The 23,705-nt window shown below is 63.6% G+C and carries 22 protein-coding genes; 13 read left to right on the top strand and 9 right to left on the bottom strand.

Features of this window, described 5'->3' with window-relative positions; all coding sequences use genetic code 11:
* The first annotated feature begins 83 nt into the window (after nucleotides 1–83).
* From ACKWRH_RS18250 to ACKWRH_RS18240, 3 genes are all read left to right on the top strand, one after another.
* Complete coding sequence (locus ACKWRH_RS18250) at nucleotides 84–854, top strand: enoyl-CoA hydratase (protein WP_445221710.1); 771 nt, start codon at nucleotides 84–86, stop codon at nucleotides 852–854.
* Between the two features lie 292 nt (nucleotides 855–1,146).
* On the top strand, nucleotides 1,147–2,343 hold the full coding sequence (locus tag ACKWRH_RS18245) for an acetyl-CoA C-acyltransferase (protein WP_445221709.1): 1,197 nt from the start codon (nucleotides 1,147–1,149) through the stop codon (nucleotides 2,341–2,343).
* A 113-nt stretch (nucleotides 2,344–2,456) separates the two neighbouring features.
* The gene (locus tag ACKWRH_RS18240; protein WP_445221708.1) at nucleotides 2,457–3,752 is read left to right on the top strand and encodes an MFS transporter; all 1,296 of its coding nucleotides are present in this window, start codon (nucleotides 2,457–2,459) and stop codon (nucleotides 3,750–3,752) included.
* On the opposite strand, the gene ACKWRH_RS18235 is transcribed toward ACKWRH_RS18240, so the two are convergent.
* From ACKWRH_RS18235 to ACKWRH_RS18225, 3 genes are all read right to left on the bottom strand, one after another.
* Nucleotides 3,749–5,152: a carbohydrate porin gene (locus tag ACKWRH_RS18235; RefSeq protein ID WP_445221707.1), complete on the bottom strand. Its 1,404-nt coding sequence runs from the start codon at nucleotides 5,150–5,152 to the stop codon at nucleotides 3,749–3,751. The genes ACKWRH_RS18240 and ACKWRH_RS18235 overlap by 4 nt on opposite strands.
* Nucleotides 5,153–5,173: 21 nt before the next feature.
* Entirely contained in the window at nucleotides 5,174–6,190 is a 1,017-nt protein-coding gene (locus ACKWRH_RS18230) for a transporter (RefSeq protein ID WP_445221706.1), read from the bottom strand.
* A gap of 114 nt (nucleotides 6,191–6,304) precedes the next feature.
* Nucleotides 6,305–7,087 (bottom strand): acetoacetate decarboxylase, encoded by a 783-nt coding sequence (locus ACKWRH_RS18225; protein ID WP_028153388.1) that lies wholly within the window; start codon nucleotides 7,085–7,087, stop codon nucleotides 6,305–6,307.
* Between the two features lie 221 nt (nucleotides 7,088–7,308).
* Between ACKWRH_RS18225 and ACKWRH_RS18220 the strand changes: the two genes are divergently transcribed.
* Nucleotides 7,309–8,484 (top strand): patatin-like phospholipase family protein, encoded by a 1,176-nt coding sequence (locus tag ACKWRH_RS18220; RefSeq protein WP_445221705.1) that lies wholly within the window; start codon nucleotides 7,309–7,311, stop codon nucleotides 8,482–8,484.
* 466 nt (nucleotides 8,485–8,950) lie between these two features.
* Complete coding sequence (locus ACKWRH_RS18215; RefSeq protein ID WP_445221704.1) at nucleotides 8,951–9,751, top strand: type 1 glutamine amidotransferase domain-containing protein; 801 nt, start codon at nucleotides 8,951–8,953, stop codon at nucleotides 9,749–9,751.
* 113 nt (nucleotides 9,752–9,864) lie between these two features.
* On the opposite strand, the gene ACKWRH_RS18210 is transcribed toward ACKWRH_RS18215, so the two are convergent.
* From ACKWRH_RS18210 to ACKWRH_RS18200, 3 genes are read right to left on the bottom strand one after another with little or no spacing between them, the layout of a single operon-like run.
* Nucleotides 9,865–10,518: a TadE/TadG family type IV pilus assembly protein gene (locus tag ACKWRH_RS18210; RefSeq protein ID WP_028157690.1), complete on the bottom strand. Its 654-nt coding sequence runs from the start codon at nucleotides 10,516–10,518 to the stop codon at nucleotides 9,865–9,867.
* The gene (locus ACKWRH_RS18205; RefSeq protein WP_445221703.1) at nucleotides 10,518–11,075 is read right to left on the bottom strand and encodes a TadE/TadG family type IV pilus assembly protein; all 558 of its coding nucleotides are present in this window, start codon (nucleotides 11,073–11,075) and stop codon (nucleotides 10,518–10,520) included. Before ACKWRH_RS18205 ends, ACKWRH_RS18210 begins: the two co-directional genes overlap by 1 nt.
* 10 nt (nucleotides 11,076–11,085) lie before the next feature.
* Complete coding sequence (locus tag ACKWRH_RS18200) at nucleotides 11,086–12,513, bottom strand: TadE/TadG family type IV pilus assembly protein (RefSeq protein WP_445221702.1); 1,428 nt, start codon at nucleotides 12,511–12,513, stop codon at nucleotides 11,086–11,088.
* A 594-nt stretch (nucleotides 12,514–13,107) separates the two neighbouring features.
* Here ACKWRH_RS18200 and ACKWRH_RS18195 point away from each other — a divergent pair.
* Together ACKWRH_RS18195 and ACKWRH_RS18190 are read left to right on the top strand one after the other, a co-directional pair.
* Nucleotides 13,108–13,533 carry a YybH family protein gene (locus ACKWRH_RS18195; protein ID WP_445221701.1) on the top strand — a complete coding sequence of 142 codons (426 nt, stop codon included), beginning with the start codon at nucleotides 13,108–13,110 and terminating at the stop codon, nucleotides 13,531–13,533.
* Between the two features lie 157 nt (nucleotides 13,534–13,690).
* Nucleotides 13,691–13,966 carry a DUF3303 domain-containing protein gene (locus ACKWRH_RS18190; protein WP_018319867.1) on the top strand — a complete coding sequence of 92 codons (276 nt, stop codon included), beginning with the start codon at nucleotides 13,691–13,693 and terminating at the stop codon, nucleotides 13,964–13,966.
* A 103-nt stretch (nucleotides 13,967–14,069) separates the two neighbouring features.
* Here ACKWRH_RS18190 and ACKWRH_RS18185 read toward each other — a convergent pair whose 3' ends face one another.
* Entirely contained in the window at nucleotides 14,070–14,864 is a 795-nt protein-coding gene (locus ACKWRH_RS18185; protein WP_445221700.1) for an IclR family transcriptional regulator, read from the bottom strand.
* Nucleotides 14,865–15,101: 237 nt separating this feature from the next.
* Here ACKWRH_RS18185 and ACKWRH_RS18180 point away from each other — a divergent pair, with 237 nt between their 5' ends.
* The 6 genes from ACKWRH_RS18180 to ACKWRH_RS18155 all read left to right on the top strand — a co-directional run bounded on the left by ACKWRH_RS18180 (nucleotide 15,102) and on the right by ACKWRH_RS18155 (nucleotide 21,190).
* Nucleotides 15,102–16,262: an aminotransferase class V-fold PLP-dependent enzyme gene (locus ACKWRH_RS18180; protein ID WP_445221699.1), complete on the top strand. Its 1,161-nt coding sequence runs from the start codon at nucleotides 15,102–15,104 to the stop codon at nucleotides 16,260–16,262.
* Nucleotides 16,263–16,291: 29 nt separating this feature from the next.
* Nucleotides 16,292–17,188, top strand: coding sequence for an amino acid ABC transporter substrate-binding protein (locus ACKWRH_RS18175; protein WP_445221698.1), 897 nt, complete (start codon nucleotides 16,292–16,294; stop codon nucleotides 17,186–17,188).
* A gap of 62 nt (nucleotides 17,189–17,250) precedes the next feature.
* Nucleotides 17,251–18,045 (top strand): amino acid ABC transporter permease, encoded by a 795-nt coding sequence (locus ACKWRH_RS18170; RefSeq protein WP_445221697.1) that lies wholly within the window; start codon nucleotides 17,251–17,253, stop codon nucleotides 18,043–18,045.
* Nucleotides 18,042–18,734 (top strand): amino acid ABC transporter permease, encoded by a 693-nt coding sequence (locus ACKWRH_RS18165; protein ID WP_445221696.1) that lies wholly within the window; start codon nucleotides 18,042–18,044, stop codon nucleotides 18,732–18,734. The genes ACKWRH_RS18170 and ACKWRH_RS18165 overlap by 4 nt, the downstream gene beginning before the upstream one ends.
* Before the next feature lie 40 nt (nucleotides 18,735–18,774).
* On the top strand, nucleotides 18,775–19,542 hold the full coding sequence (locus ACKWRH_RS18160; protein ID WP_166095239.1) for an amino acid ABC transporter ATP-binding protein: 768 nt from the start codon (nucleotides 18,775–18,777) through the stop codon (nucleotides 19,540–19,542).
* Between the two features lie 172 nt (nucleotides 19,543–19,714).
* Nucleotides 19,715–21,190 carry an FAD-binding oxidoreductase gene (locus ACKWRH_RS18155; RefSeq protein ID WP_445221695.1) on the top strand — a complete coding sequence of 492 codons (1,476 nt, stop codon included), beginning with the start codon at nucleotides 19,715–19,717 and terminating at the stop codon, nucleotides 21,188–21,190.
* A gap of 27 nt (nucleotides 21,191–21,217) precedes the next feature.
* Here ACKWRH_RS18155 and ACKWRH_RS18150 read toward each other — a convergent pair whose 3' ends face one another.
* Nucleotides 21,218–22,777: an acyl-CoA carboxylase subunit beta gene (locus ACKWRH_RS18150; RefSeq protein WP_445221694.1), complete on the bottom strand. Its 1,560-nt coding sequence runs from the start codon at nucleotides 22,775–22,777 to the stop codon at nucleotides 21,218–21,220.
* Nucleotides 22,707–23,681 carry an IclR family transcriptional regulator gene (locus ACKWRH_RS18145; protein WP_445221693.1) on the bottom strand — a complete coding sequence of 325 codons (975 nt, stop codon included), beginning with the start codon at nucleotides 23,679–23,681 and terminating at the stop codon, nucleotides 22,707–22,709. Before ACKWRH_RS18145 ends, ACKWRH_RS18150 begins: the two co-directional genes overlap by 71 nt.
* Between the last annotated feature and the right edge of the window lie 24 nt (nucleotides 23,682–23,705).

The raw sequence follows: 23,705 nt of genomic DNA, 5'->3' as shown, positions 1-23,705 counted from the left end.
GCTTGACAAGCAGGGCGTTTCGGCACCGAAGTGATCCCGACCCGCGCGCCTCGCGCATGTCCACGAAACTCCGAGATACCCCGATGGAAATGCTCAACAATCACTGCGGCGTGACGCGCGATGCGCGCGGCGTCGTTCACGTCGCGATCTGCAACGCCGGTTCGCTCAACATTTTGGGCTCACCCGTCACCGATGCCGTGCGCGAAGGCCTGCAGACCCTCGCAACCGACCGCAGCATCCGCATCGTGGTGCTGCGCGGCCAGAGCGAAAAGAGCATGATCGGCGGCGCCGACATCAAGGAGATGGCCAAGCTCGACCAGAAGTCAGCCGAAGCCTTCATCAGCCGCCTGCGTGATCTCTGCGAGGCCGTCCGCCAATTCCCGGCCCCCGTGATCGCGCGGATGCCGGGCTGGTGCCTCGGCGGTGGCCTCGAAGTCGCCGCCGCCTGCGATTTCAGAATCGCTGCACACGATGCGCATTTCGGCATGCCGGAGGTCCGCGTCGGCATCCCCTCGGTGATCCACGCCGCGCTGCTTCCGCGCCTCATCGGCTGGGCCCGCGCCCGCTGGCTGGTGATGACGGCGGAGAACATCGACGCGCCGACCGCGCTGGCCTGGGGACTGGTGGACAAGGTCGCGCCGGAGGGCGGATTGGATGTCGAGGTCGAACACGTTGTGACGGCGTTGCTCGAATGCGGCCCCGAGGCGCTGCGCTCGCAAAAGGCGCTGCTGCGGCAATGGGAGGAACTGCCGCTGACGGAGTCGGTAAATCTCAGCGTCAAGGTGTTCGGCGAGTCGTTCCTGACGGACGAGCCGACGCGGCTGATGCAGGCGTTCGTGAACAGGAAGCGGTAGTCCGCTCCAAGGTGTCATGCCCCGGCGTAACCGGGGCATCGAGCACGCCGCGGCTTATCGGTTCGATCACCACCACCTCTGGAATACTGGATCGCCCGATCAAGTCGGGCGATGACAGTGTCGCGCGGAGCGGTCACCACACCAAAGCCCGCGACAGTCACGTCACCTCCTTCAATCGAACGACCAAATCTCATCCGAACCACGACAATTTCTCATGCCGGCCGCGGTTGCATTTTTTGCGCCGCATCATATGATGACCATAATCTTTCCCATCATCGCAGGGAGTTTCATCATGGCCGAAGCCGCCGATCCCGTCGTCATCGTCTCCGCTGCCCGCACCCCCCTCGGCCGCTTCATGGGCGAGCTGTCGCCGCTGGCGGCACACAAGCTCGGATCCCATGTCATCGGCGCGGCGCTTGAGCGCGCTAGGCTCGCGCCCGAGAAGATCGACGAGGTCTTCATGGGCTGTGTGCTGCCGGCCGGACAAGGCCAGGCGCCGGCCCGCCAGGCGGCACGTAGCGCGGGCCTGCCCGACGCCACGGGCGCGACCACGGTCAACAAGGTCTGCGGCTCCGGCATGAAGGCGACCATGCTGGCGCACGACATCATCCGCGCAGGCTCGGCCGAGATCGTCGTCTCTGGCGGCATGGAGAGCATGAGCAACGCGCCCTATTTGCTCGCCAAGGCGCGCGGTGGCTACCGCGCCGGGCACGACCGCATCATCGACCACATGATGATGGACGGGCTGGAGGATGCCTACGAGACCGGCCGCTCCATGGGCGATTTCGGCGAGGCCACCGCGGAAGCCTATCAGTTCACCCGCAAGGACCAGGATGCCTATGCGATGGAGACGCTGAGCCGCGCGCGCAAGGCGGTCGAGGGCGGCGCGTTCAAGGCCGAGATCGCACCGATCACGCTCACCGAGAAAGCAGGCCCGCGCATCATCGCCAATGACGAGCATCCGCTGAAGGTCGACCCGGCCAAAATTCCGGGTCTGAAGCCGGCGTTCCGCGCCAACGGCACCATCACGCCGGCCGCCTCCTCCGCCAATGCCGATGGCGCCGCCGCGCTGGTGCTGACGAAGCGCTCGCTCGCTGATCGCAACGGCCTGCCGGCAATTGCCGAGATCAAGGGCCACGCCACCCACAGCCAGGAGCCGCAATGGTTCACGACGGCGCCGATCCCGGCGATCCGCAAGCTCCTCGACAAGGTTGGCTGGAGCGCCGGCGACGTCGATCTGTTCGAAATCAACGAGGCCTTCGCCGTGGTGGCGATGGCGGCGCAACGCGATCTCGGCATCCCCCGCGACAAGCTGAACATCAACGGCGGCGCCTGCGCGCTCGGCCATCCCATCGGCGCCACCGGCGCGCGGCTGATCGTGACGCTGCTGCATGCGCTCGAGGCGCACAACCTCAAACGCGGCGTCGCGGCACTCTGCATTGGCGGCGGTGAAGCCACGGCCATCGCCGTGGAGCGTCTGACGCACTGACCAAGACACGTCCGAAAATGAGGGAACTCTGTCATTTTCGACAGACACGTCCCGTGCCATTCTGCAAGCTCGTGCAGGTGTTTCAAAGCCTGCCCATCAAACATTGAGGCCCAATGATCTCGAACTGGCTCGCGGCAACACTCGGCCGCCGCAATATCCACTACGGCTGGGTGATGGTCGGCGTGACCTTCCTCACCGCGCTGATCAGCGCCGGCACGGTCGGTGCGCCCGGCGTGTTCATCGTCCCGCTTCAGCACGAGTTCGGCTGGAGCACGGCGCAGATTTCCTCCGCGCTGTCGATCCGCTTCATCCTGTTCGGGCTGATGGCGCCGTTCGCGGCCGCCCTGCTCAACCGCTACGGCCTGCGTAACGTCACGCTGACTGCGCAGCTCATCGTGGTCTCGGCGCTGGTGCTTTCGCTGGGCATGACCGAAGTCTGGCAGCTCGTGCTGCTGTGGGGCGTCGTGATCGGCATTGGCACCGGCATGACCGCGCTGGTGCTGGGCGCCACCATAGCGACGCGCTGGTTCGCCGCGCGGCGCGGCCTCGTCGTCGGCATCATGACCGCGAGCGTCGCCACCGGCCAGCTCGTATTCCTGCCGCTGCTCGCAAGCCTGACCGAACGTTACGGCTGGCGGCTCGCGCTCGGCTTCGTCTGCATCGCGCTCGGCGTCTCCGCCGTGGCGGTTCTCCTCGCGATGCGCGACCGGCCGAGCGACGTGGGCCTGCGCCCGTTCGGCGACGAAGGCACCGAGCCCCTGCCGGCCCCGCCGGTCAGCCATGGCTCGATCACGGGCGTGGCGCTCGGCACGCTGCGCGACGCCTCGAAGTCGCGCGCGTTCTGGATCCTGTTTGCGACCTTCTTCGTCTGCGGCGCGTCGACCAACGGCCTCGTCCAGGTGCACCTGATCCCGATGTGCCTCGATTTCGGCATCCCGCAAGTGCAGGCCGCAAGCCTGCTCGCCGCGATGGGTATCTTCGATTTCTTCGGCACCATCATGTCGGGCTGGCTGTCGGACCGCTACGACAACCGCTATCTGCTGTTCTGGTACTATGGCCTGCGCGGCCTCTCGCTGATCTTCCTGCCCTTCAGCGACTTCTCGTTCTACGGGCTGTCGATCTTCGCGATGTTCTACGGGCTCGACTGGATCGCCACGGTGCCGCCGACGGTGCGGCTCACCGCGCAGAAGTTCGGACCCGAGCGCGCCAATCTGGTGTTCGGCTGGATCTTTGCCGGCCATCAGCTCGGCGCAGGCACAGCGGCGTTCGGCGCCGGTTTCTCGCGGACGGTCTATGAGAGCTACCTGCCCGCGTTCTTCATCGCCGGCGCGCTCTGCGTGTTCGCCTCGCTGATCGTGCTGGCGCTGTCGCGGCAACCGAAGGCCGAGCCGAAGCCGGCGATGGCCTAGTACCTGATCGTGGTGGTGACGCCGAAGACTGCGGCGTCACCGATCCGCGAAACGCCGGTCGGATCGTTCGGATTGGGGATGCCGCCGGAGGGGCGGAACACGTATTGGAAGTAAGGCGCGATCAGCCAGCCCGGCTTGATATGCGCCTCGTAGATCATCTCGATCAGCGTCTCGTTGCTGCGCACCGGTCCCTGGACGCCGGTGAACGCCTGCGTGTCGATGTCGAGATTGCGCGCGGTGTTCGAAATCCGCATATAGGCCATCGCCACGCCGAAGCGATCGAGCGGACGGCCTGGCGTGAAGCCGACGAACCCGATGCCGCCGTCCACGTAAAGGTCGATCAGATTGCGGTCCGGCGGGCTGTAGGCGATGCGGCCGAACGCGGTGACGCCCGGGATCGAGGCTGACGTGCTGTTGTCCTTCACCTCCGGCGGGCGATAGAGCACCTGCTCGATGACGGCGAAGATACCGTAATTGCCGCGAAGTCTTGCAGGGACACCGCTTCCGCCGGGATCGGCGATCGACAGCCCCTCCGCCGTAAAACGCTGACTGTCGAACGAGCCGTAATGCTTCCAGGCGCCCGGCGTGAAATTGCCGGCGAGCGGCCGGCCGCCGATATCGATGTCGTAGTTGAAGCGAACCTGCCCGATCACCCACGGCGGATCGTTGACGCGGAACGCCAGGCCATGATGGTCGCGCAGCTGCGGATCGGCCTCGCCCGGGCCTGACGGATCGCCGTTGAACACCGCACCGAACGCGGTGATGTTGTCGGTCAGCGCCGCCTTGATGCGGATACCCGGCACCGCGATCGGCGGTGCCGGGCCGCCGGCCGGAAGATTGCTCGCCTTGATCGCGGGCCAGCCGAAGGTGCCGTTGATGAAGAGGTCGTCGGTCTGGCTGTCGAAGAACTCGACGTCGGCGGCCTGCTGGCCGGCCCTGATGTTCAGGCGGTCGCCAAAGAAGCTCTGCTCGAAATAGGCATTGTAGAGCCGCTGGTCCGGCAGTGCCTCGATCTCGCTGATGGTGGCGAGGTTCATCACGTAGTTGCGGCTCAGCCCCTGGCCGTAGATCACGAACGCATTGGCGTAGAAGCGGCCGCCGGTCCAGGCGACGAGCTTGTCGAGATCGGCATCGACCGAGAGATCAATGCGCCCGAAATGGATGGCGCCGCGCTTCACCCCGCCGGAGACGTTGGCGATGTTGTCGGCGATATAGGTGGCGCCGAAATTCAGGCCCTTGTTGGCGAGCCCGTCATGCCATTCGTTGAACCATTTTGGCGCCAGCCATCCGGCCGCGCTTTCGTCCTTGGCGCCGGCAAGCGCGCCGGTGCTCGCCATCGTTGAGGCCAGCACAATCGCGGCCGCATTTCGCAGCGGAAATCTGTGGGACGTCCCGATCACGGCTGATACCGGCTGCGTACGCTACCTGAAGATACCCGTGCGCCGCATGAACAGATAGGCCGCGCCGACCGACGAGGCCATCAGGAGCGCCGCCCAGAGGAATCCGCTCTCGACGTCGGTGAGCGGCAGGCCCTTGGTGTTCATGCCGAAGATGCCGGTGATCAGGGTCGGCGGCAGCAGCAGCGAGGTCACGATGGAGAGCGTGTGGAGGTGGTGGTTGCTCTCCTCCTCGTTCTTGAAGCGCAGCTCCTCCTCGAGCAGGCGGCTGCGTTCGCGGAGCTCGACGATGTCGTGATCGAGCCCGTCCAGCCTCTGCGCCAGCTTGCCGGCGTGAATGCGCAAGGCCGGCGCGAGATGATCGGTGTTCTTCTGATCGAGGCGGTGGAACAGCACGCGCAGGCCGGTGAGCTGGCGATGCAACCTGACGCAGGTCCGGCGCAGCCGACCGAGATTGCGGCGCATCTCCGGCTTGGCGTCGTCGGCCAAAATCCGTTCCTCGATGTCGTCGACCTCCTGGCCGAGCTTGTCCGCCATCCGGTCCAGCGTGTCGGCGACCTCGTCGACAATCTTTTCCAGGAGATGGGCGACGTTATCGACGCGGTAGCCGCCTTCGAGCACGCGGCGCGTCGCATCGGCCGAGCACAGCGCCTGATGCCGGCCGCTGACGAGAAGATGCTCGGTCATGGCGAAACGCAGGAACGCGGTCTCTTCCGTCGCGCTGTCGATGTCGCGCACGAGATCGGAGAAGACGCCGTAGACGCAATGGTCGATGACGTGAAGCTGCTGGAAGGTGTCGTTGGACAGCAGGAGGTCGCGCGCGAGCGGCGGCAGCTGCGACGCCGCGATCCAGGGCCGTGCGCGCGCATCGGTCAGGTTGAAATGCAGCCAGAGCCGGCCGTCATGGCTGAACTCGATCGGCCGGTCGATCGGCAGCGCCTCGGCACTGCCGTCACCATGCAGCCGGAACGCCCAGACCAGGCCGGGAATCGCGGGCACGGAATCCGATATCGCGCTGACAAGCTTCGCCGGCTCAGCCATGGCCAACCCCAACCGTCAACAAATGCCCCGCTTCCGGATGATGGCTGACGGCATCTTCCGGACCTCTCACGGGTACTCAATTACGGCTTTGTTACAGTTTGATGATGGTGCCGCCTACTCCGCGGCCAGCCCCGTCGCCGCCACCGCCTCGGCCTCCTTGACGTAGTCGTGCACGACGCGGCCGAACGGCAGCGTGAGATCGGCGATGTAATGGTGCGCGCCCAGGCAGCGGCGAACCGGGAAATCCGCGACCGGCGCGTTGACATGCGGCACCAGATGCAGCCGGCCGGGCCCCATCCAGGAGCCCTTCGGCACGATGTCGATGAGGTTGATCGCGACGAGCTGACAGACTTCGAGACGGCCGTCGACGCCCGGGATCATCTTCAGATTGATCTGCGTCTTCGACAGCGTCGCACGGGTGCGATCGCCGTTGCCGGCCATGCTCTCGTGCTTGTAGCCCATCGTGCCCATGGCGACGAGCTGGCCGGCATATTCCAGCGTGCCCGTCAGCGTGTCCTTGACGATCTCGAGCTTGGGATGGGCGTATTTCTTGGGAAAGCCCCAGATCTCGCGGCCCGCCGCGATCGGCGGATCGTCGTCGAGATACATCTGCGAGACGAAATTGACCTCCTCGCCGTTGAGGCGCGCGGGGATGACGAGCCCGGATTCGGTGTAGCTGCCGAAGCCGGAGGAGTCCGGCATCTTGATCCATTCGTAATGCACGATCGGCTGGTCGATCGGCTCCAGCGGCTCAGGCAGGCCGGCGCGGATCAGCTCCGGATCGGTCTCGTAGGTGATGACGAGGAATTCCCGGTTGACGAAGCGATAGGGCCCGGCCGGATAGCTCGGCCCCGCCGCCGGCATGGACGGAAGTCTCAGCACGTCTTCCCTGCGCATCCTGATCTCCTGTGTGTGATGCCCGCCCGGCGGCGTCAGGCCTGGACCCGCAAATTGCTAGCCGCCGTCATTGACTGCGATGTGAAGGATTTCCGTCAGGCGCACGACCTCCCGCCATTCCCGCTGCGGTTGACCTGCATGCAGACGATGCATCGGCGCTGAAATTGTCATCACGCCGTCACTGCCGGACGCAATCGTTTGGTCCACGCTAGGAGGCCCCCATGGACGCCCGCACGTCGCAACCGGCTCATCAGACGCATCAGCCTCCCGCACGGGGCTGGCGCCCCGAACGCTGCGACCGCGTCGCGCTGGTGCTGCAAGGCGGCGGCGCACTCGGCGCCTACCAGGCCGGCGTCTACCAGGCGCTGCACGAAGCCGGCATCGAGCCCGACTGGGTCTGCGGCGTCTCGATCGGTGCAATCAATTCTGCCATCATCGCCGGCAACAAGCCGGAGAAGCGGCTGGAAGCGCTGCGCATCTTCTGGGAGCGCATCACCAACCGCAAGATCTGGCATTACACGCCCGACGGCGACATCTTCCGCCAGTGGCGCAATCTCACCAGTGCGTGGATGACGTCGGCGATGGGCCAGCCCGGCTTCTTCACCCCGCACCAGGTCAATCCCTGGTTCAGCCCGGTCGGCGCGCGCACCGCCACCAGCTATTACGACACGATGCCGCTGAAGGAGAGCCTGCTGGAGCTCGTCGACTTCGATCTCATCAACGAGAAGAAGGTCCGCTTCGCGGTCGGCGCGGTCAACGTGCTCTCGGGCAACTTCATCTATTTCGACAATTCCCATGACGAGATCGAGCCGGAGCACATCATGGCCTCCGGCGCCCTGCCCCCGGCGCTGCCGATGGTGCGGATCGGCACCGATCATTTCTGGGACGGCGGCATCGTCTCCAACACGCCGCTGCAGCATCTGCTCGACCAGGAGGATGCGCTCAACTCGCTGGTGTTCCAGGTCGACCTGTTCAGCGCGCGGGGCGTGCTGCCGCGCTCGATCCAGGACGTGATGGCCCGCCACAAGGACATCATGTATTCCTCGCGCACGCGCCACAACACCGACGTCTATCGCCGCACCCACAACCTCAAGGTTCTGCTCTACAAGGCACTGGCGAAAATCCCGGACGAGCAACTCTCCGACGAGGATCGCCAGCTCAAGGCGAGCCTGCGCAACATGCCCGAGATCGCGATCCTGCACCTGATCTACCAGCAGAAGGCCTATGAGGGCGACGCCAAGGACCACGAATTCTCGGGCACCTCGATGCGCGAGCACTGGACAAGCGGCTACGAGGACACCAAGCGCACGCTGAAGCGCCGCGACTGGATCAAGATGCCCGAGGAAGGCATGGGCCTCGTGGTGCACGACGTGCACCGGGAGACCGAGAGCGCGTAAAGCGCCGCGCGCGGGCTGCTCCAAACAAAAACTGCGAAAACAACCCCATGCACAGTAGCCGGGGCGTGGCGGATCAACGACTTACGCTTTCCCGAAGCAATTTGACTCGTCGGGCAAAACAGGAGCATGATGGCATCATTGCAAAATCGCACGATGCATCCGCTCTAGGCCGATCGCGCCACATGGTCAGATTGCGCCGCATCCCCTAAGTTGCGCGCGGAATGACGTTGGGAGGCTGGCTTGCGCGCCATCAGCGAAGCCGCTTACTTCTTCGACAGCGACAGATTATTCCCTCCGCAGGAGCCTTCGGGGCGAGCTTGCGGAGCGAAGCGGCGTGCTCCGCTCGATCTGCTCCAGTCGTTGCTTGAAACGCCAGAACGGTCGTCGCGGCAGGTTGCCGTTCGCGTCGGGCGGATTGTTATGAAGTTCTAACCGCAAAACGATCAAGCAAATCGCAGGAGATTCCATGTCCAAAGGAAAAGTGCTCGTCGTCGGCTCCAATGCCACCCGTATCGAGATCCAGGGCGGCGGCACCGGGCCGACCGGCCAATATCTCAACGAGACCGTCGTGCCCGCGATGGCCTTGGTCGATGCCGGTTACGAGGTGGTGCTGGCCACGCCGAACGGCAAGCAACCGTACATCGATCCCGCCTCCGATCATGCGGCCCATTTCGGCGGCGACGAGAAGGCCTACCGGCGGGGACGCGACTTCTTCGACAAGGACCCGGCGATGACCAACGTGCACACGTTGCGCGCGATCGTGGAGGAGGGATTGGACGGCTATGTCGCCGTCTTCGTTCCCGGCGGCCAGGGGCCGGTCGTCGACCTCATGCAGGATGCCGAGCTCGGCAAGATCCTGCGATATTTCCATGAACGGAAGAAGATCACCGCGCTGCTCTGCCACGGGCCGATCGCGACGCTGGCCGCCCTGCCCGACGCCAAGGCCTATCGCGCCGCCCTGATCGCCGGCGACAAGGCCAAGATCGCGGAGCTGGGCAAGGGCTGGCAATATGCGGGATACAAGATGACGGTGTTCACCGCCTCGGAAGAGATACCGATCGAGGAGCAGTTCCTGCACGGCAAGATCTACTTCACCATGCCGGACGCGCTGGGAGCTGCAGGTGCCGAGGTCAGCAGAAGCGCCGTCGATTTCGAGCCTTACGTGGTCGAGGACCGCGAGCTGATCACCGGCCAAAATCCGCGGTCCGACCATCCCATCGCGGCAAAGCTGATCGCAGCGCTCGACCGCGCCACCGTGGCGGCGTAAGCGTTCACCCCAATGTCATCCCGGCCTGGTGCGCAATTGCGCACAGGGGCCGGGAGGAAATCGGGACAGAAGCTTGCCTCAGCGGCATCCGGCTTCGACCGCGTTCCGTGAAACTAACAGGTCTTCTGCTGCAAGTGCTGCACGCAGGTGCAGGTCTTCGCCGCCGGATATTTCACGTCGTAATAGGGAAAACTCGACGTGGCGGGGGTGTTCGTCGAGCAGCGGGGGAACAGGTAATAGCTGTCGGACAGCTTCACCGTGCCGGCGATCGTGAAGCCGAGGTTGGGCGCGTAGTCGTAGGACACCTCGCTCAGGATGAGCGAGATGTTGGCATTGCTGGTACCGCCCGGCGCGGTAAAGGACGACAAGGTCATCTGCTGACCGGCGGCCCTCGCCCCCGACGTACTGGTCGACTTGCTCCATTGCACCGTCGCGTTACCATTGCTGTCGGTCGAGACCTCGGAGACCGTGATCGTCATCAGCGAGGTGCTGCCGTTCTTGATGGGATAGGGAGCCATGATGGAGCTCGCCGCAGCGAGAATGCCGTCCATCTGGGTCGACGTGACGGCCGTGTTCTGCGAGATCATGTCGGCAACGCTGTGCGCGGTCGCGCTGACCTTGACGTTCATGGCGAGCCCGTTCCCGAGCTCGACGCCGCCGACATAGAGCACCAGCATGAACGGCGTCACGATGGCGAACTCCGTCGCTGCAACAGCGCGTACATCGGTCAGCATCTGCCGAGCGCGGGATGACAGGGCGGAGATCATCAGGTAGCTCCTGGCTCGTTCTGGAACGCGGCGGACGACATGAGCAGCCGGTTGCCATTGGTAAGGTTCGAGAGATTGAAGCCGAGCGGCCCGAGCACGACCGGCCAGACATACATGACGCGAAGAACGACGATATCGCCGGAATCGCCCGGATCGTATTGCCAGCTGTTGGTCACATTGCCCGAGCCGTCGAAGGTCAGCGTGGGCGTCGCCGTGTTCGCGGAAGACCAGGACGTCGCGACCTGCATGTCGACCATCAGACCGCTGCAATTGAACAGGATCACGATCTGATCGCAGACCTTCTGCTTGAAAACCGCCTGGTTCATCTGCGCCGACTGAACCTGCCCCGTCATGACGAGACGCGCCGACTGGCGCACCACGGTTTCAAGCATCTGCTGGGCAAAGAAAACCAGAAACGTCTGGATGAGCGCGATGATGAGGGCGAGAAACGGCGCGGCAACGAGCGCGAATTCGACGGCCGTGGCTCCGCGGCTATCGCCGGCGAAGGCGGCGCAGCGGTTGCGGCGTCTTTTCGTTGTCGTGACCTGTCGGGTCATGGCCCCTTCCCTACTGCACGAGGCTGGCCGTGCTGGACGCAACCTTGATGAAGAGGTTGGTCAGCGCCGCGGAAATGTCGCCACCTGTCTGCACGCTCGCATACAGGCCGGGCGACGCGCACGATTGCAGCCGTGTCGCGATCGTACCGGTCGACGAGGTCGGATTGTTGAACTGGGCGATGCGGGTGTTGTACCAGCTTTCGGTCGGCAGCGGCAGATACTCGGTGTAGAGGACGGCAATGCGAATACCGCGATTCTTGATCGTCGTGCAGATCGCCGTGTCGAGCGGTTGCTGGCATCGCAAGGTCGTCGAGTTGGCCACCGGAAGCGCATAGGTGGCATTGGCGTCGCAGGTGCCCCCCGACTTCGGGATGAGCTTGTCCTCCACGCCGTCGGTGACGAGGAAGACCACCTCCTGCGGCGTATCGCCCGCCTGATTGGTGCCAGTGCCCGGCAGAGGCATCACGGCGTTGACGTCCGTCAGCCCCTTCGAGATATCCGTGCCGTAGTCGGTGGTGTAGGTGCAGTTGCCCCTGCTATCGACAATGGGGCAGTTCTGGTGGTCGACCGTCAGGAGCTGAATGTTGGTGATCTTCGTGGCGGCAGTGTCCGGGGTGGTCAGCGTCTGGATCGTGTTGAGGGCATAGTCGAAGGTGTAGATGGCGGCCCTGTAGGTTGTGTTGTTGAGCGCCGACATGCACTGCATGACGCCGCCCGTCACACCCGCCTGCGGGCACGTCCAGGGTCCCTTCAGCAATTGCGTAACGGCGTTGGTCACGAGATCGATGCGCAGTGTGATGTTGTTTGCGCGTGCGACGGTGAGATTGTCCTTGTTCGTCGAGCTGGCAGTTGCGTTGTTGGGACGCGTCTCATGGCAGGCGAACCCGCAATTCTTCGCGTAGCTGGGCTGGTTCTTCGTGAACGCAATCATGTTGGTGATGTCGGCCTGCGTCGCCGCGATCGCCATTGACGGCGAGTCGTCCAGCAGCAGATAGAAATTCATGTTAGGCGCGCTCGACGCCTTTGCCGTCGCGGAACCGGCGACGTCCCAGGTCTGCTTGCCGAGAACGCTGGGGAAATTGTTGACGGACTGCGCGGTGTAGGAAACCGTGATGGTTCGCGCGAGACCGGAATCCGTGACAGTGATGGTCGGCGTCGGCGTCGCCGTCAGACCGGGAAGATTCGCCTTCGCTGCAAAGACGGCTGCGGCGGTCGCCTGGACGACCGTCTTGTCGGTCTGCGTCAGCATCGCCGGCCGCACGGCTGCGATCGCGGCCGCGTCGGCGGCTGCGTTCAGTTGCTCCCGCTTGCGGACGGCCTGCGTGTAGTCGAGCGTCATACCCAGGAGAAAGACGATCGGGACCATCGTGAGGGCGAAGATAACGGCGATGTTGGCCTTCCGGTCTCTTGCGAAACGGAGCACTACCCGGCGGAGCATGACCTTCATCCTGATTGCCGTCGTGGCGGCAGAGAGCAATTCCTAAAGTCTTTTGATCGGGGCAACCGGTGGGATTACCGCTGCCGGTCGGCCGCCAATCGCAGGCTGGAATATGGATATGGCCTTCTTAATCAACACTTACGGGCAATCCACAAACAGGGAGTGCAACGGAGTGGGATGTTCCATATCGAGAGGACATCATTAACGTCGGTTAAACGCGATCGCAGAGATTGAGGGGTAAGCAGCCTCCGGTGAGGTCGATACGGCCTTTACGCCGGCGCTAGTCGGCGCCGCCTCCGTCGCGTCCGGAGGTGGCCGTGAGCGGCCGCAGGCCGCGTCGATGTCGGCGCGGCTAGCGGGCTGCGCAGCATCACCGCACAGCAGGCACGGTCAGCTGGTCAACGGTGGCTATGGCACAGACGCCGAGGGGCAGCCTTTTCACTCCGCAGCGACCCTCGTCAATGGTGCTGACGGTAATTCCCCGGAATTGCCGTTGCGCGTGCGCCGGTCTGGGATGGACCATTCAACGCATCCAATCCGAGAACAAGACGACTGCCCCTGCATCCGCATCGTGCATTGAGCCAGGAGATGATCATGCGCAACATTGCATCGGCGATTGCAATCGCGATCTCGTTGAGCGCGCCGGCCTTGGCTCAGAAGGCCGAGATTGAAGCAACCAATGCGAAATGGATCGAGATGTTCAACAAGGGAGATTTTTCCGGGATTGCGTCCCTCTACAGCGCCGATGCGATCGCGCTCCCGCCCGGCTCCGCGATGGCGAAGGGCCGGCCAGCCATCGAGGTGATGTGGAAAAGCATGGCTGAACAGGTGACCGATCCGAAGCTCACAACGGTGGATGTCAAACCGCTCGGCTCCTTCGCAGCACGCGAGATCGGCACGTTCGTCCTGAAGACCAAGGGATCGACACCGCAGGAGGTGACCGGAAAGTATGTTGTCGTCTGGGAGAAGGTCGGAGACGACTGGAAGCTCGCCACCGACATCTGGAATGACGGCAAGTAGCGGTCTTGCGTCCATAGCAGCGCTTGCGGCGGAAGCAGGAGGGATCAAACCGACGCGCGCGTTCTTTCGCCGTTGTCATTCGATAGGCAGGCGCTATCGTGCGCATGCGGCGCATGCCGCGACATTCATCCGATAATTCTAGTCATGGGAGAATCGCATGAAATTCATAACCACCTGGAGCGTACCTCAAGGCACTTTCAATGCAGCCGTCGCCCGCTTTCTCGAGACCGGCGGCGCACCGCCCGAGGGCGTCAAGATGTTGGGCCGCTGGCATGGCATGAACGGACAGGGATTTGCGATCTCTGAATCGAGCGATCCGAAAGCCATGTATCGCTGGCTCGCGCAATGGTCTGACCTGCTCCCGTTGACCGTCACGCCTTGCCTCGAGGACGGAGACGCGGGCGAGGTGATGGCGTCGCTCCCCAAGCGTTGATCATCAAGCGTTGATCATCAAGCGTTGATCATCAAGCGTTGAGCATCAACGTCACTGCCGCCGCAGAAACCGGCGGCAGTGACATGCTCGCCCGTGGTGGCCATCAATTGGCATCCGCGTCATCGTCGCCTTCGACTTGCAGAATGGTCTCCGACAGCAGGGCGGCAGCCTTTTGAAGCGGCGCGATGAACCGGTCCAGTTCGGCGAAGCTCACGCGCGCCACCGGCACGGAGACACCCAGGCAGGCAATCAGTTCTCGATCCGGTGACAGAATGGGGACGGCGCACCCCACCACCCCCTTGACGTACTCTTCGTTTGTCTTGGCCCAGCCGCGTTGTCGCGTCTCCTCGAGAACCTTCATCAGCGCGTGGACATCGACGATCGTCGTTTCGGTGAATTTGGTCAGGGGTAGCGCGCGGCACAGCTTCGCCCGGATCCGCTCGGGCAGTCTGCTCATATAGATCTTTCCGGTCGACGTGCAGTGTAACGGCGCCGCTTCTCCCGGATTGAACTGAAGACCTTGCGGCTCCGAAACGCGAACGCTGTCGACATAGGCAACGACGTTGTCGCGTACGACGCCGATCTCGCACTGTTCGCCGATTTCTCCCGCGACCGCCCGAAGCACCGCGTGCCGCCGCGCGGTGCGAAATGCAGCGCCGATGACGGTGGCGGACAGAGTGACGAGCTGGTTGCCCACAACGTACCGCCTGGTACCCAACGCCTTCTGAAGCAGTCCGCGGTCTTCGAGGTTTCCGATCAACCTGTGTGCCGTTGGAAGCGGCAGCGAAAGAGCCTTTGCGACCTCCGCAGCTGAGACGGCTTTGCGTTGGTCGGCAACATGCCGAACGATCGCGAAAGCACGGTCCAAGGGTCCTTCCTTCTCAATTCGCTTCGTCATGTCCCCACCGGCCAAAACTGGGAGTGAAATCAAGATCAAAGCGCATTATTATCATTTTTCGGAATAAAATCTATTGAAATTCGACAAAATTAATTGTCGAAATCCTGAAAGCTCATATTCTTGGCGTCACCGGTGATTGACCAGAAATTGTGCAGTGCGGTCTCGCCGTTCCGAAAATCGCGCTCCGCCGCTTGGCTAGGGGCCAAGTTCTGCCGGCGCGCTCAACAGGAGATGTGCATGTCTCGTCATTACGACGTGGACGCTGTGAGGAAGGAATTCCCCGCCGTCGAACGGATGGTCTATCTGGACTCCGGGTTTCAAACGCCGCTCGCGCGTCCCGTGAAGGCCGCGATCGAGCTTTTCCTTCGCGAGGGCTTCGAGACAGCCGGTCCGAAGAGCATCTGGCTCGATCGGGTCGAGCAGACCCGTGCCAAGGTCGCCCGCTTTCTCGGTGTGACGGCGGATGAGATTGCCTTCACGAAAAACACGTCGGAAAGCATGAACATTGCGGCAAACGTACTGCCGCTGCACGCCGGCGACAACGTTCTGATGATCCACGGCGATCATCCGAACAACGCCTACGCGTTCCTCAATCTGCAACGGAAAGGCGTCGAGGTCCGCTTCATCCCGATGACCGACGTCGTCGATGCCGACAGCTTTGCGCCCTTCATCGACGAAAGAACGCGCGCGATCTCGATGTCGCACGTGACCTTCCACGCCGGTCACCGCTTCGACATCGAGAGCGTCGGCGCGATGTGCGCCAGCAGGAAACTCTACTTCGTGGTGGACGTGATGCAGGCGATCGGCGTCGTGCCTGTTGACGCGAAGGCGACTGGCGCAAGCTTCATCGGCTCCGGCAGCCACAAGGGATTGCTGGTTCCGCAAGGGCTCGGCCTGCTCACCTGGGACAAATCCCTCACGGAGCTCGAGCCGACGTATCTGGCCGCGGCGAGCCTCGCCGAGATTCCGGATGACCTCATCGCGCGTGCCGACAGGATGGCGCCCTCGCCGGCCGCCAAGCGCTTCGAGCTGGGCAACTTCAATCTGCCCGCAGTCCACGCCCTCGGTGCTTCGCTCGACATGATCGAGCAGATCGGGGTGCAGAACATCCAGAACCACTGTTTCGATCTCGGCGATCACCTGATTGCACGTCTGGACGAGCTGGGCGTCCGCCTCGTTGGCCCGCGCGAGCGCAAGCATCGCGCTCCGCACATCTACGTCATCGCGCTGCCCGCGGCAGACTGGCTCGGCCATTTCGAGGAGAACGGCGTGCGCGTGTCGCCCGAACGAGATGGCATTCGCGTCTCGCTCGGCATGTTCAACACCGCCACCGACATCGATCGCCTGATCGACGTCATCCGTCGGCGAGGGCTCGGACGCCCGTCCGTCGCAGCTTGAGTTTGACAAACGATGGGAAGGCAAGAACCATGAAGAAGCTCGTTCAGATATTGGGACTTCTCCCGGCGCTCCTGGCTATCGACGCAAGCCCGTCCGCGGCAGCCGACAGCCCGACGCTCGACAAGATCAAATCCAGCGGCGCGATCACGATCGGCTACCGTGAGGCTTCGATACCGTTCTCGTACCTCGGGCCGGATCAGAAGCCGATCGGCTTCTCGCTCGATCTCTGCGCGGCGATCGTCGATCGCATCAAGGATGAGCTGAAATTGCCCAGCCTGAAGGTCAACTACACGCCGGTGAACTCGTCGAACCGGATTCCCCTGATCCAGAGCGGGACTGTCGACATCGAATGCGGCGGCACCGCCAACGACAAGAAGCGGCAGGAACAGGTCTCGTTCTCGGTCGCAACGTTCGTCAGCCAGCCGCGCTGGCTCGTCAAGGCCGCCAGTGGCGTGAAGACCGCAGGCGAGCTGAAAGGCAAGACGGTTGTCGTCACGCAAGGCTCCAACGCGGTGGGTTTCGCGCAGAGCGTCAACGCCAAGGAGCAGCTCGGGCTCAACATCGTCCAGGCCAAGGACCACGCGGAGTCCTTCCTCATGCTGAACACCGGCCGTGCCGTCGCCTTCATGGAGGACGATATCCTGCTTGCCGGACTCAAGGCTGCGGCGCCGAATCCGGACGCGCTCCTGTTCCTTTCCGAGGGTTACGCGAAGATCTACTATGGGCTGATGTTCACCAAGGGCGACGCCGGCTTCAAGAGGCTCGTCGACGACGTTCTCTCCAAGCAGATGGCATCCGGCCAATTCGAGAAGACCTACGCGAAATGGTTCACCAGGCCGATCCCGCCCAAGGGTGAGAACCTCGCATTCCCGCTCACCGACGAATTGATGGAGCGGATCGCACATCCCAGCGATGCCGTCGACTGATCGACGGAGCTGATCGTCTCGGAAGGTCATCCTCGTCCGCACCTGCAACCTGGAGGCTCGCGATGTTCGGAGTGCTTTTTGAACAGGCGGCAGACGGCCAGCGCTATATCGACTGGCTTCTGTCGGGTCTCGGTTGGACCCTGGCTCTCGCCTTCTTCGGCTGGTGGATCGCCTTCGGCATCGGCGTGTGCGTCGGCGTGGGCCGCACGGTCCAGAATCGTTTCGTCTCGATTCCGGCCCGGCTCTACGTCGAGATATTCCGAAACATCCCTGTCCTGGTGCAGATGTTCCTCTGGTACTTCGTTTTCCCGGAGGTGGTGCCGGCCGCGCTCGGAAATGCCATCAAGCAGATGCCGCCGCCTTGGGCATCGTTCTTCCCGGCACTCCTTTGCCTGGGACTCTACACGGCGTCTCGAATAGCCGAGCAGGTCCGGGCCGGCATCGAAGCGCTTCCGAAAGGGCAGATTGAGGCCGCCAACGCTCTCGGCCTCAGCGGCTACCTCACCTATCGCTACGTCGTCGTGCCGCAGGCCCTGCGCCTGATCGTGCCTAGCCTCACCAGCGAGGTGATGGGAATATACAAGAACACGTCCGTCGCACTCACGATCGGCTTGATGGAGCTAACCGCACAGGCGCGCCAGATCAGCGAGGCAACGTTCCAGACATTCTCGGCATTCGGCGCGGCGACGATCATCTATCTTTGCCTGGCGCTGGTTGCGTATCAGATCATGACGTTCATCGACAAGGCCGTCAGGATTCCGGGTAGCACCCCGGTGAAGCTCGCAGCTGGGCAGAATCTCGCCGCCGACATGCAGCAAGGCAGCGCTCTGCCTGGCGCGATGGAGACCGTGAAATGAATACCCTCGATTTCTCGATCGTCGCGCAGTCGTCGCCTTATCTCTGGTCGGGCCTGCTCTTCTCGCTTTCGCTCACGGCGGCCGCATTCGCCATCGGCATGGTCCTCGGAACCTGTCTTGCGCTGGTACAGCACTTCGAGGTCCCGGTGTTCGCCCAGATCGTCCGCGGCTACGTTGCGATCATCCGGTCGATCCCGTTGATCCTTGTCCTCTTCTGGTTCTTCTTCCTGGTGCCGATCGTGCTTGGGCACCTGAGCGGCAACGGCCGCCCGATTCCGATCGGGGCGACCTACACGGCGTTCATCACCTTTGGCTTGTTTGAAGCCGCCTACTACTCCGAGATCATCCGCGTCGGACTGCGGGCCGTGAACAAGGGGCAGTTCGAGGCCTGCCAGGCGCTCGCACTGTCGACCTACGACACCTACCGCCATGTCGTTCTGCCGCAAGTCCTTCGCGTGGCGAGCCCGATCATCCTGAGCCAGACGATCATCCTGTTTCAGGACACGTCTCTCGTTTACGTGCTGTCGTTGACGGATCTTCTGGGCGCAGCTTCCAAGCTCGCACAGCTCAATGGACGTCTCGTCGAGATGTACCTCGTCGTCGCGGTGGCCTACCTCGTCATCAGCTCGGTGGCCTCCCAGTGCGTCGCCACCCTTCGCAAGCGATATGGCCTTGCCACGGCACGATGATCATCGGGATACCAAACGGCCTCGTATTCGGGAGACGAACATGCCTCAAGCGACTGTCAGCAATGCCACGCAGCCAAGTGCAATCGTCCTCGTCGAGAACGTGATGAAGCGATTCGGCGCATTCAATGCGCTGAACGACGTCAATCTCAGGGTCGGCAAGGGCGAGAAAATCGTCCTGTGCGGACCTTCGGGCTCCGGCAAGTCGACGCTCATCCGGTGCATCAACCATATCGAGAAACACGACGGCGGCAGGATCGTCGTCGACGGTGTCGAATTGAGCAACCGCATGGCCGACATCAACAGCGTGCGCTGCGAGGTCGGGATGGTCTTTCAGAGCTTCAACCTCTTTCCGCACCTCACGGTCGCCGAGAACTGCATGCTGGCTCCGATCAAGGTTCGCGGCATCTCGCAAGCGGAAGCGCGCGATCGCGCACTCGGCCTGCTGCGGAAGGTCCGCATCCAGGATCAGGCGGACAAGTATCCCGCACAATTGTCGGGTGGTCAGCAGCAACGCGTCGCCATCGCGCGGGCGCTGTGCATGCAGCCCAAGATCATGCTGTTCGACGAACCCACGTCCGCTCTCGACCCCGAGATGGTCAAGGAAGTGCTGGACACCATGGTCGAGCTGGCGAGAGATGGAATGACGATGGTCTGCGTGACGCACGAGATGGGATTCGCCCGCGAGGTCGCCGACCGGGTCGTCTTCATGGATCGCGGAAGCATCGTGGAGGAGGCGGATCCGGAGACATTCTTCCGGGCTCCGCGCACGGAACGGGCGAAGGGTTTCCTGAACCAGATCATCCACTAGAATCCCGCTCGGCCGAGACCAAGCGCCGTCCGTGACGGGCACCTGCTCGACGCGTTCGTCCACGGTGCCCCGCTTCGAGACATATTGCCATTAGACTCCCCGCCGCAAACGTGGAGAATGCCCCCGCACGTCACGTGCGCAGTGCACACCAAGATGCGCCAGGGGAAACAAAATGCCGGCTGCCTTCCCGTCGTCCCACCCCACCATCCCGACCGCTCCTTTGACCGCCCGGATGCGCGATGCGTTGCGCGCGATCGTCGGCGAGAAGGGCCTGATCGAGGACGAGCACGGCAAGCAACCATACGTGACGGACTGGCGCGGATCGCTGGTTGGCGGCGCGGGCGCCGTCGTTCGTCCTGGCAGTACCGAGGAAGTCTCGAAAGTCGTCCGGCTTTGCCACGAGCACGGCGTCGCGATCGTGCCGCAGGGTGGCAACACCGGTCTGATGGGTGGAGCCACGCCCTGGCCCGCGCACACCGGCATCGTGTTGTCGCTCGGCCGCATGAACCGCGTGCTGGACGTCGATGCCGTCGGTTACGCGATGACGGTCGAGGCCGGCTGCGTTCTCCAGACGCTTCAGGAGACCGCAAGCCGTCACGACAGGTTCCTGCCGCTCAGCCTTGGCGCCCAGGGCTCGTGCATGATCGGCGGCAATCTCTCGACGAACGCCGGCGGCGTGCAGGTGCTGCGCTATGGCAATGCCCGCAATCTCGTCTTGGGGCTCGAAGTCGTGCTGGCCAACGGGGACGTCTGGGACGGACTGCGTGCGCTCAAGAAGGACAACACGGGCTACGACCTCAAGCACCTTTTCATGGGCGCCGAGGGAACGCTGGGCATCATCACGAAGGCCGTCCTCAAGCTATGGCCGGCGCCGAAGGACGTCTGCACGGCCTGGCTGGCGATCCGCGATCCGCGCGCGGCGCTGGAGATCCTGTCCGAAGCCCATGCGGCATCAGGGGACAATGTCGGCTCCTGCGAGCTGATGAGCCGCAGCGCCATCGACATGGTGCTGCGCCATATCCCCGGCACCCAGGATCCTCTCAAGGCGGACACGCCATGGTACCTCCTGCTTGAATGGTCGTCCTCGCGGGCCCGACAGGACGGGACCGAGGGCATGACCGAGAAGCTGGAGCAGTTTCTCGCCGATCAGCTCGAGGCCGGCCGCGTGCTCAACGCGGCGATCGCGCACACCGGAAATCAATCGCGCAACATGTGGCGCATCCGGGAAAGCGTCGCCGAGGCCTCCCGTGCCGAGGGGCCGGGACTGAGCTACGACGTGTCGGTGGCCATCTCCAGGATTCCCGAGTTCATCGACCAGGGGCTCAAGGCCGTGCTCGACATTCTCCCGACCATTCGCCCCTATCCTTTGGGGCACATCGGCGACGGCAATCTGCATTTCTCGTTCATGGGCCCCAAAGGCATGGATCAGCAGACGCTGACCCAATATTCGTCCGCCATCACGCGGGCCGTGAACGATCTCATCACCTCTATGGGCGGCTCGATCTCGGCGGAGCACGGCATCGGTATCGACAAGCTCGACGAGCTCAGCCACTACCGCACGAAGACCGAGCTCGACATCATGCGCACCATCAAGCGCGCGCTCGATCCGCAGAACATCATGAATCCGGGCAAGGTGCTGCGGCTGTGATGGATGCCCGGTCAGCTCGGTCGCGCCTCACGGCCTGATCGAAAAGTTCTCCGGCGGCCCCGCCTTCCGCAACGGCTCGGCCAGCCTTGCGAACTCGCACAGCAGCGACCTTGTCTTCCGGGGATCGATGATCTCCTCCACCCAGAATTTTTCGGCCGAGCGGAACGGCGAGCGCAGCTTGTTGAGACGTTCCTCGATCTCCCTCAGCTTGCCTGCCTTGTCCTCGGCCGCATCGATGTCGGCGCGATAGGCGGCTTCGATGCCGCCTTCGAGCGGGAGCGAGCCCCAATAGGCCGAGGGCCAGGCGTAGCGGATCGAGAAGCGGTCCGCCGGCTGATGCACCACGCCGGCGACACCGAAGGCGTTGCGCAGGATCACGGTGCACCAGGGCACGGTGGTCTGGTTGACCGCGGCCATGGCGCGGACGCCGTGGCGGATGGTGGCCGCCTTCTCGGCATCGAGGCCGATCATGAAGCCCGGGCAGTCCATGAGATAGACGATCGGCAGGTGGAAGGTTTCGGCGAAGTCGACCCAGCGCACCACCTTCTGGCACGCATCCGCAGTCCACGAGCCGCCATAGTGGAAGCTGTCGCTCGCAAGCACCATCACCGCCCTGCCCTCGAGCCGGGCGAGACCTACGATGATTGGCTTGCCGAAATTCTTGGCGACCTCGAAAAACGACCCCTTGTCGACGACCTGCTCGACGATCGGCCGCATCTTGTAGACCTGCTTGCGGTTGCGCGGCACCGCATTGATCAACGCCTCCTCGCTGCGCTCCGGATTGTCGGTGCAGGGCAAGGTCGGCGGCAGCTCGTAGACCGATGACGGCAGATAAGAGAGGAAGCGCCGCGCGCAGGCGAACGCCTCTTCTTCCGTATCGACGGCGTGATCGACCGCGCCGGCGCGAGTCTGGATGTCGGCGCCGCCGAGTTCCTCCTTCGAGAGGTCCTGCCCGAGCGCCTTCACCACCGGCGGCCCCGCAACGAACATCGCGGACTTCCGCGTCATGATGGAATAGTGGCTGGCGGCCAGGCGCGCCGCGCCGAGGCCAGCGACCGAGCCGAGACCGAGCGCGACGACCGGCACGCGCGACAAATTCTCCGTCGTGAAGCGGTACCAGCGGGTGCCGCCGATGCCGCCCGGCAGATTGGCCGCGCCCTTGGTCTCGATGGTCTTGACCGAGCCGCCGCCGCCGGAGCCCTCGATGATGCGGACGATGGGCAGACGGAAGTCATGCGCCATCTCCTCCGCCATCAACGGCTTGGCCGAAATCGACGCATCGGCCGAGCCGCCGCGGACCGTGAAATCGTCGCCGACCACCACGACCGTGCGGCCGTCGACGCGCGCACGGCCAAACACGCAGTTCGCCGGCGTCAATTTCTGCAGCTCGCCGCTGGAATCGTATTCGCCGATGCCGGAGACGGCACCGATCTCGTGAAAGCTGCCCTTGTCGGTCAGTCTGTCGATACGCTCCCGAACAGTCAGTCGGCCCTGGTCATGCTGACGCTTGACCTTGTCAACGCCGCCCATCTCCTGCGCGAAGGCTTCGCGCCGGGCTAGCTCGTCGAGTTCCGGCTTCCAGTTCATTCACGCCCCCCGAGTTGATCGGCTTGTTATTGTTATGCACGGCCATTGCGACCGGTTTGCGCGGGATGCGGTTGTTGAAGACGTCGCCTTCCGCGCCCTCCATCAGGCTGCCGAGCGAACGGCCGAGCGCAAGCATCAGCGGGGCTACTTCGGCATGCAGGCGCTGCTCGTCATACATCGACGACAGCAGGCCGATCGTGATGACGACGAAGGTCTGGTACTGCGGCGACCAGATCGGCACCGCGAGCCCGTTGATGTGCGGGCTCCACAGGCCGCAGGCCACGACATAGCCGCGCTCGTGCAGCGACTGCCGGTTGGCCTCGATGCGCGGCCTCAGGATTTTTGCAGCCTCGGGAGCTTCCCGCTCCATGTCCGCGATGAAGGTGTCGCCGACCTCCGGCGCCAGCGCCGCGGTGTAGGCCGCACCCGCGGCCGTCGAGGCCATCGAGATGCGGCTGCCGGTCCCCTCATGCAGACCGAGCGCAGTCGCCGAGCGCGCGAACTGGAGATAGACCAGATGGAAGCGATCGGGGACGACGAAGCCTACGGTGCCTGGCAATTGCTCGGCGACTTCCTGGAGCCGCTGCCGGATCATGCTGCGCAGCTGCGCGCCCTTCATCATCGAGGCGCTCATCGCCACCGCGCTCGGACCGATGCGATACTTCTGGTCGCGCGGCAGGTACACGAGTTGCCCCATCCGCGTCAGCGTGTGCGTGAGCCGCGACACCGTCGAGCGCGGCAGGCCGCAGCGATTTGAAATCTCGAGATTGCCGAGCCGCGCCTCATGGCCCTCGAAGCATCGCAACACGTCGAACGCGCGCGACACCACCTGGATGACATCACCCTCGCCGGCATCGCCAGCGAGCGCACCTTGCCTGCTTAACCGCTCCGATCGTCGTCCCATGTTCCCTACCGTTCGTTCCGCTCT

The sequence above is a fragment of the Bradyrhizobium sp. Pa8 genome, from assembly GCF_052588265.1.
Note: the sequence above shows the minus strand (reverse complement) of the source record. Positions and strands in the feature narration are given on the sequence as shown.

Excerpts from the sequence above, each read along its gene's own strand:
- ACKWRH_RS18170 (WP_445221697.1), top strand. The coding sequence starts at position 17,251 with ATGTTCGGAGTGCTTTTTGAACAGGCGGCAGACGGCCAGCGCTATATC.
- ACKWRH_RS18145 (WP_445221693.1), bottom strand. The coding sequence starts at position 23,681 with ATGGGACGACGATCGGAGCGGTTAAGCAGGCAAGGTGCGCTCGCTGGC.
- ACKWRH_RS18205 (WP_445221703.1), bottom strand. The coding sequence starts at position 11,075 with ATGACCCGACAGGTCACGACAACGAAAAGACGCCGCAACCGCTGCGCC.
- ACKWRH_RS18200 (WP_445221702.1), bottom strand. The coding sequence starts at position 12,513 with ATGCTCCGCCGGGTAGTGCTCCGTTTCGCAAGAGACCGGAAGGCCAAC.
- ACKWRH_RS18165 (WP_445221696.1), top strand. The coding sequence starts at position 18,042 with ATGAATACCCTCGATTTCTCGATCGTCGCGCAGTCGTCGCCTTATCTC.
- ACKWRH_RS18215 (WP_445221704.1), top strand. The coding sequence starts at position 8,951 with ATGTCCAAAGGAAAAGTGCTCGTCGTCGGCTCCAATGCCACCCGTATC.
- ACKWRH_RS18250 (WP_445221710.1), top strand. The coding sequence starts at position 84 with ATGGAAATGCTCAACAATCACTGCGGCGTGACGCGCGATGCGCGCGGC.
- ACKWRH_RS18175 (WP_445221698.1), top strand. The coding sequence starts at position 16,292 with ATGAAGAAGCTCGTTCAGATATTGGGACTTCTCCCGGCGCTCCTGGCT.
- ACKWRH_RS18180 (WP_445221699.1), top strand. The coding sequence starts at position 15,102 with ATGTCTCGTCATTACGACGTGGACGCTGTGAGGAAGGAATTCCCCGCC.
- ACKWRH_RS18230 (WP_445221706.1), bottom strand. The coding sequence starts at position 6,190 with ATGGCTGAGCCGGCGAAGCTTGTCAGCGCGATATCGGATTCCGTGCCC.
- ACKWRH_RS18190 (WP_018319867.1), top strand. The coding sequence starts at position 13,691 with ATGAAATTCATAACCACCTGGAGCGTACCTCAAGGCACTTTCAATGCA.
- ACKWRH_RS18160 (WP_166095239.1), top strand. The coding sequence starts at position 18,775 with ATGCCTCAAGCGACTGTCAGCAATGCCACGCAGCCAAGTGCAATCGTC.
- ACKWRH_RS18245 (WP_445221709.1), top strand. The coding sequence starts at position 1,147 with ATGGCCGAAGCCGCCGATCCCGTCGTCATCGTCTCCGCTGCCCGCACC.
- ACKWRH_RS18240 (WP_445221708.1), top strand. The coding sequence starts at position 2,457 with ATGATCTCGAACTGGCTCGCGGCAACACTCGGCCGCCGCAATATCCAC.
- ACKWRH_RS18155 (WP_445221695.1), top strand. The coding sequence starts at position 19,715 with ATGCCGGCTGCCTTCCCGTCGTCCCACCCCACCATCCCGACCGCTCCT.
- ACKWRH_RS18225 (WP_028153388.1), bottom strand. The coding sequence starts at position 7,087 with ATGCGCAGGGAAGACGTGCTGAGACTTCCGTCCATGCCGGCGGCGGGG.
- ACKWRH_RS18195 (WP_445221701.1), top strand. The coding sequence starts at position 13,108 with ATGCGCAACATTGCATCGGCGATTGCAATCGCGATCTCGTTGAGCGCG.
- ACKWRH_RS18185 (WP_445221700.1), bottom strand. The coding sequence starts at position 14,864 with ATGACGAAGCGAATTGAGAAGGAAGGACCCTTGGACCGTGCTTTCGCG.
- ACKWRH_RS18150 (WP_445221694.1), bottom strand. The coding sequence starts at position 22,777 with ATGAACTGGAAGCCGGAACTCGACGAGCTAGCCCGGCGCGAAGCCTTC.
- ACKWRH_RS18220 (WP_445221705.1), top strand. The coding sequence starts at position 7,309 with ATGGACGCCCGCACGTCGCAACCGGCTCATCAGACGCATCAGCCTCCC.
- ACKWRH_RS18210 (WP_028157690.1), bottom strand. The coding sequence starts at position 10,518 with ATGATCTCCGCCCTGTCATCCCGCGCTCGGCAGATGCTGACCGATGTA.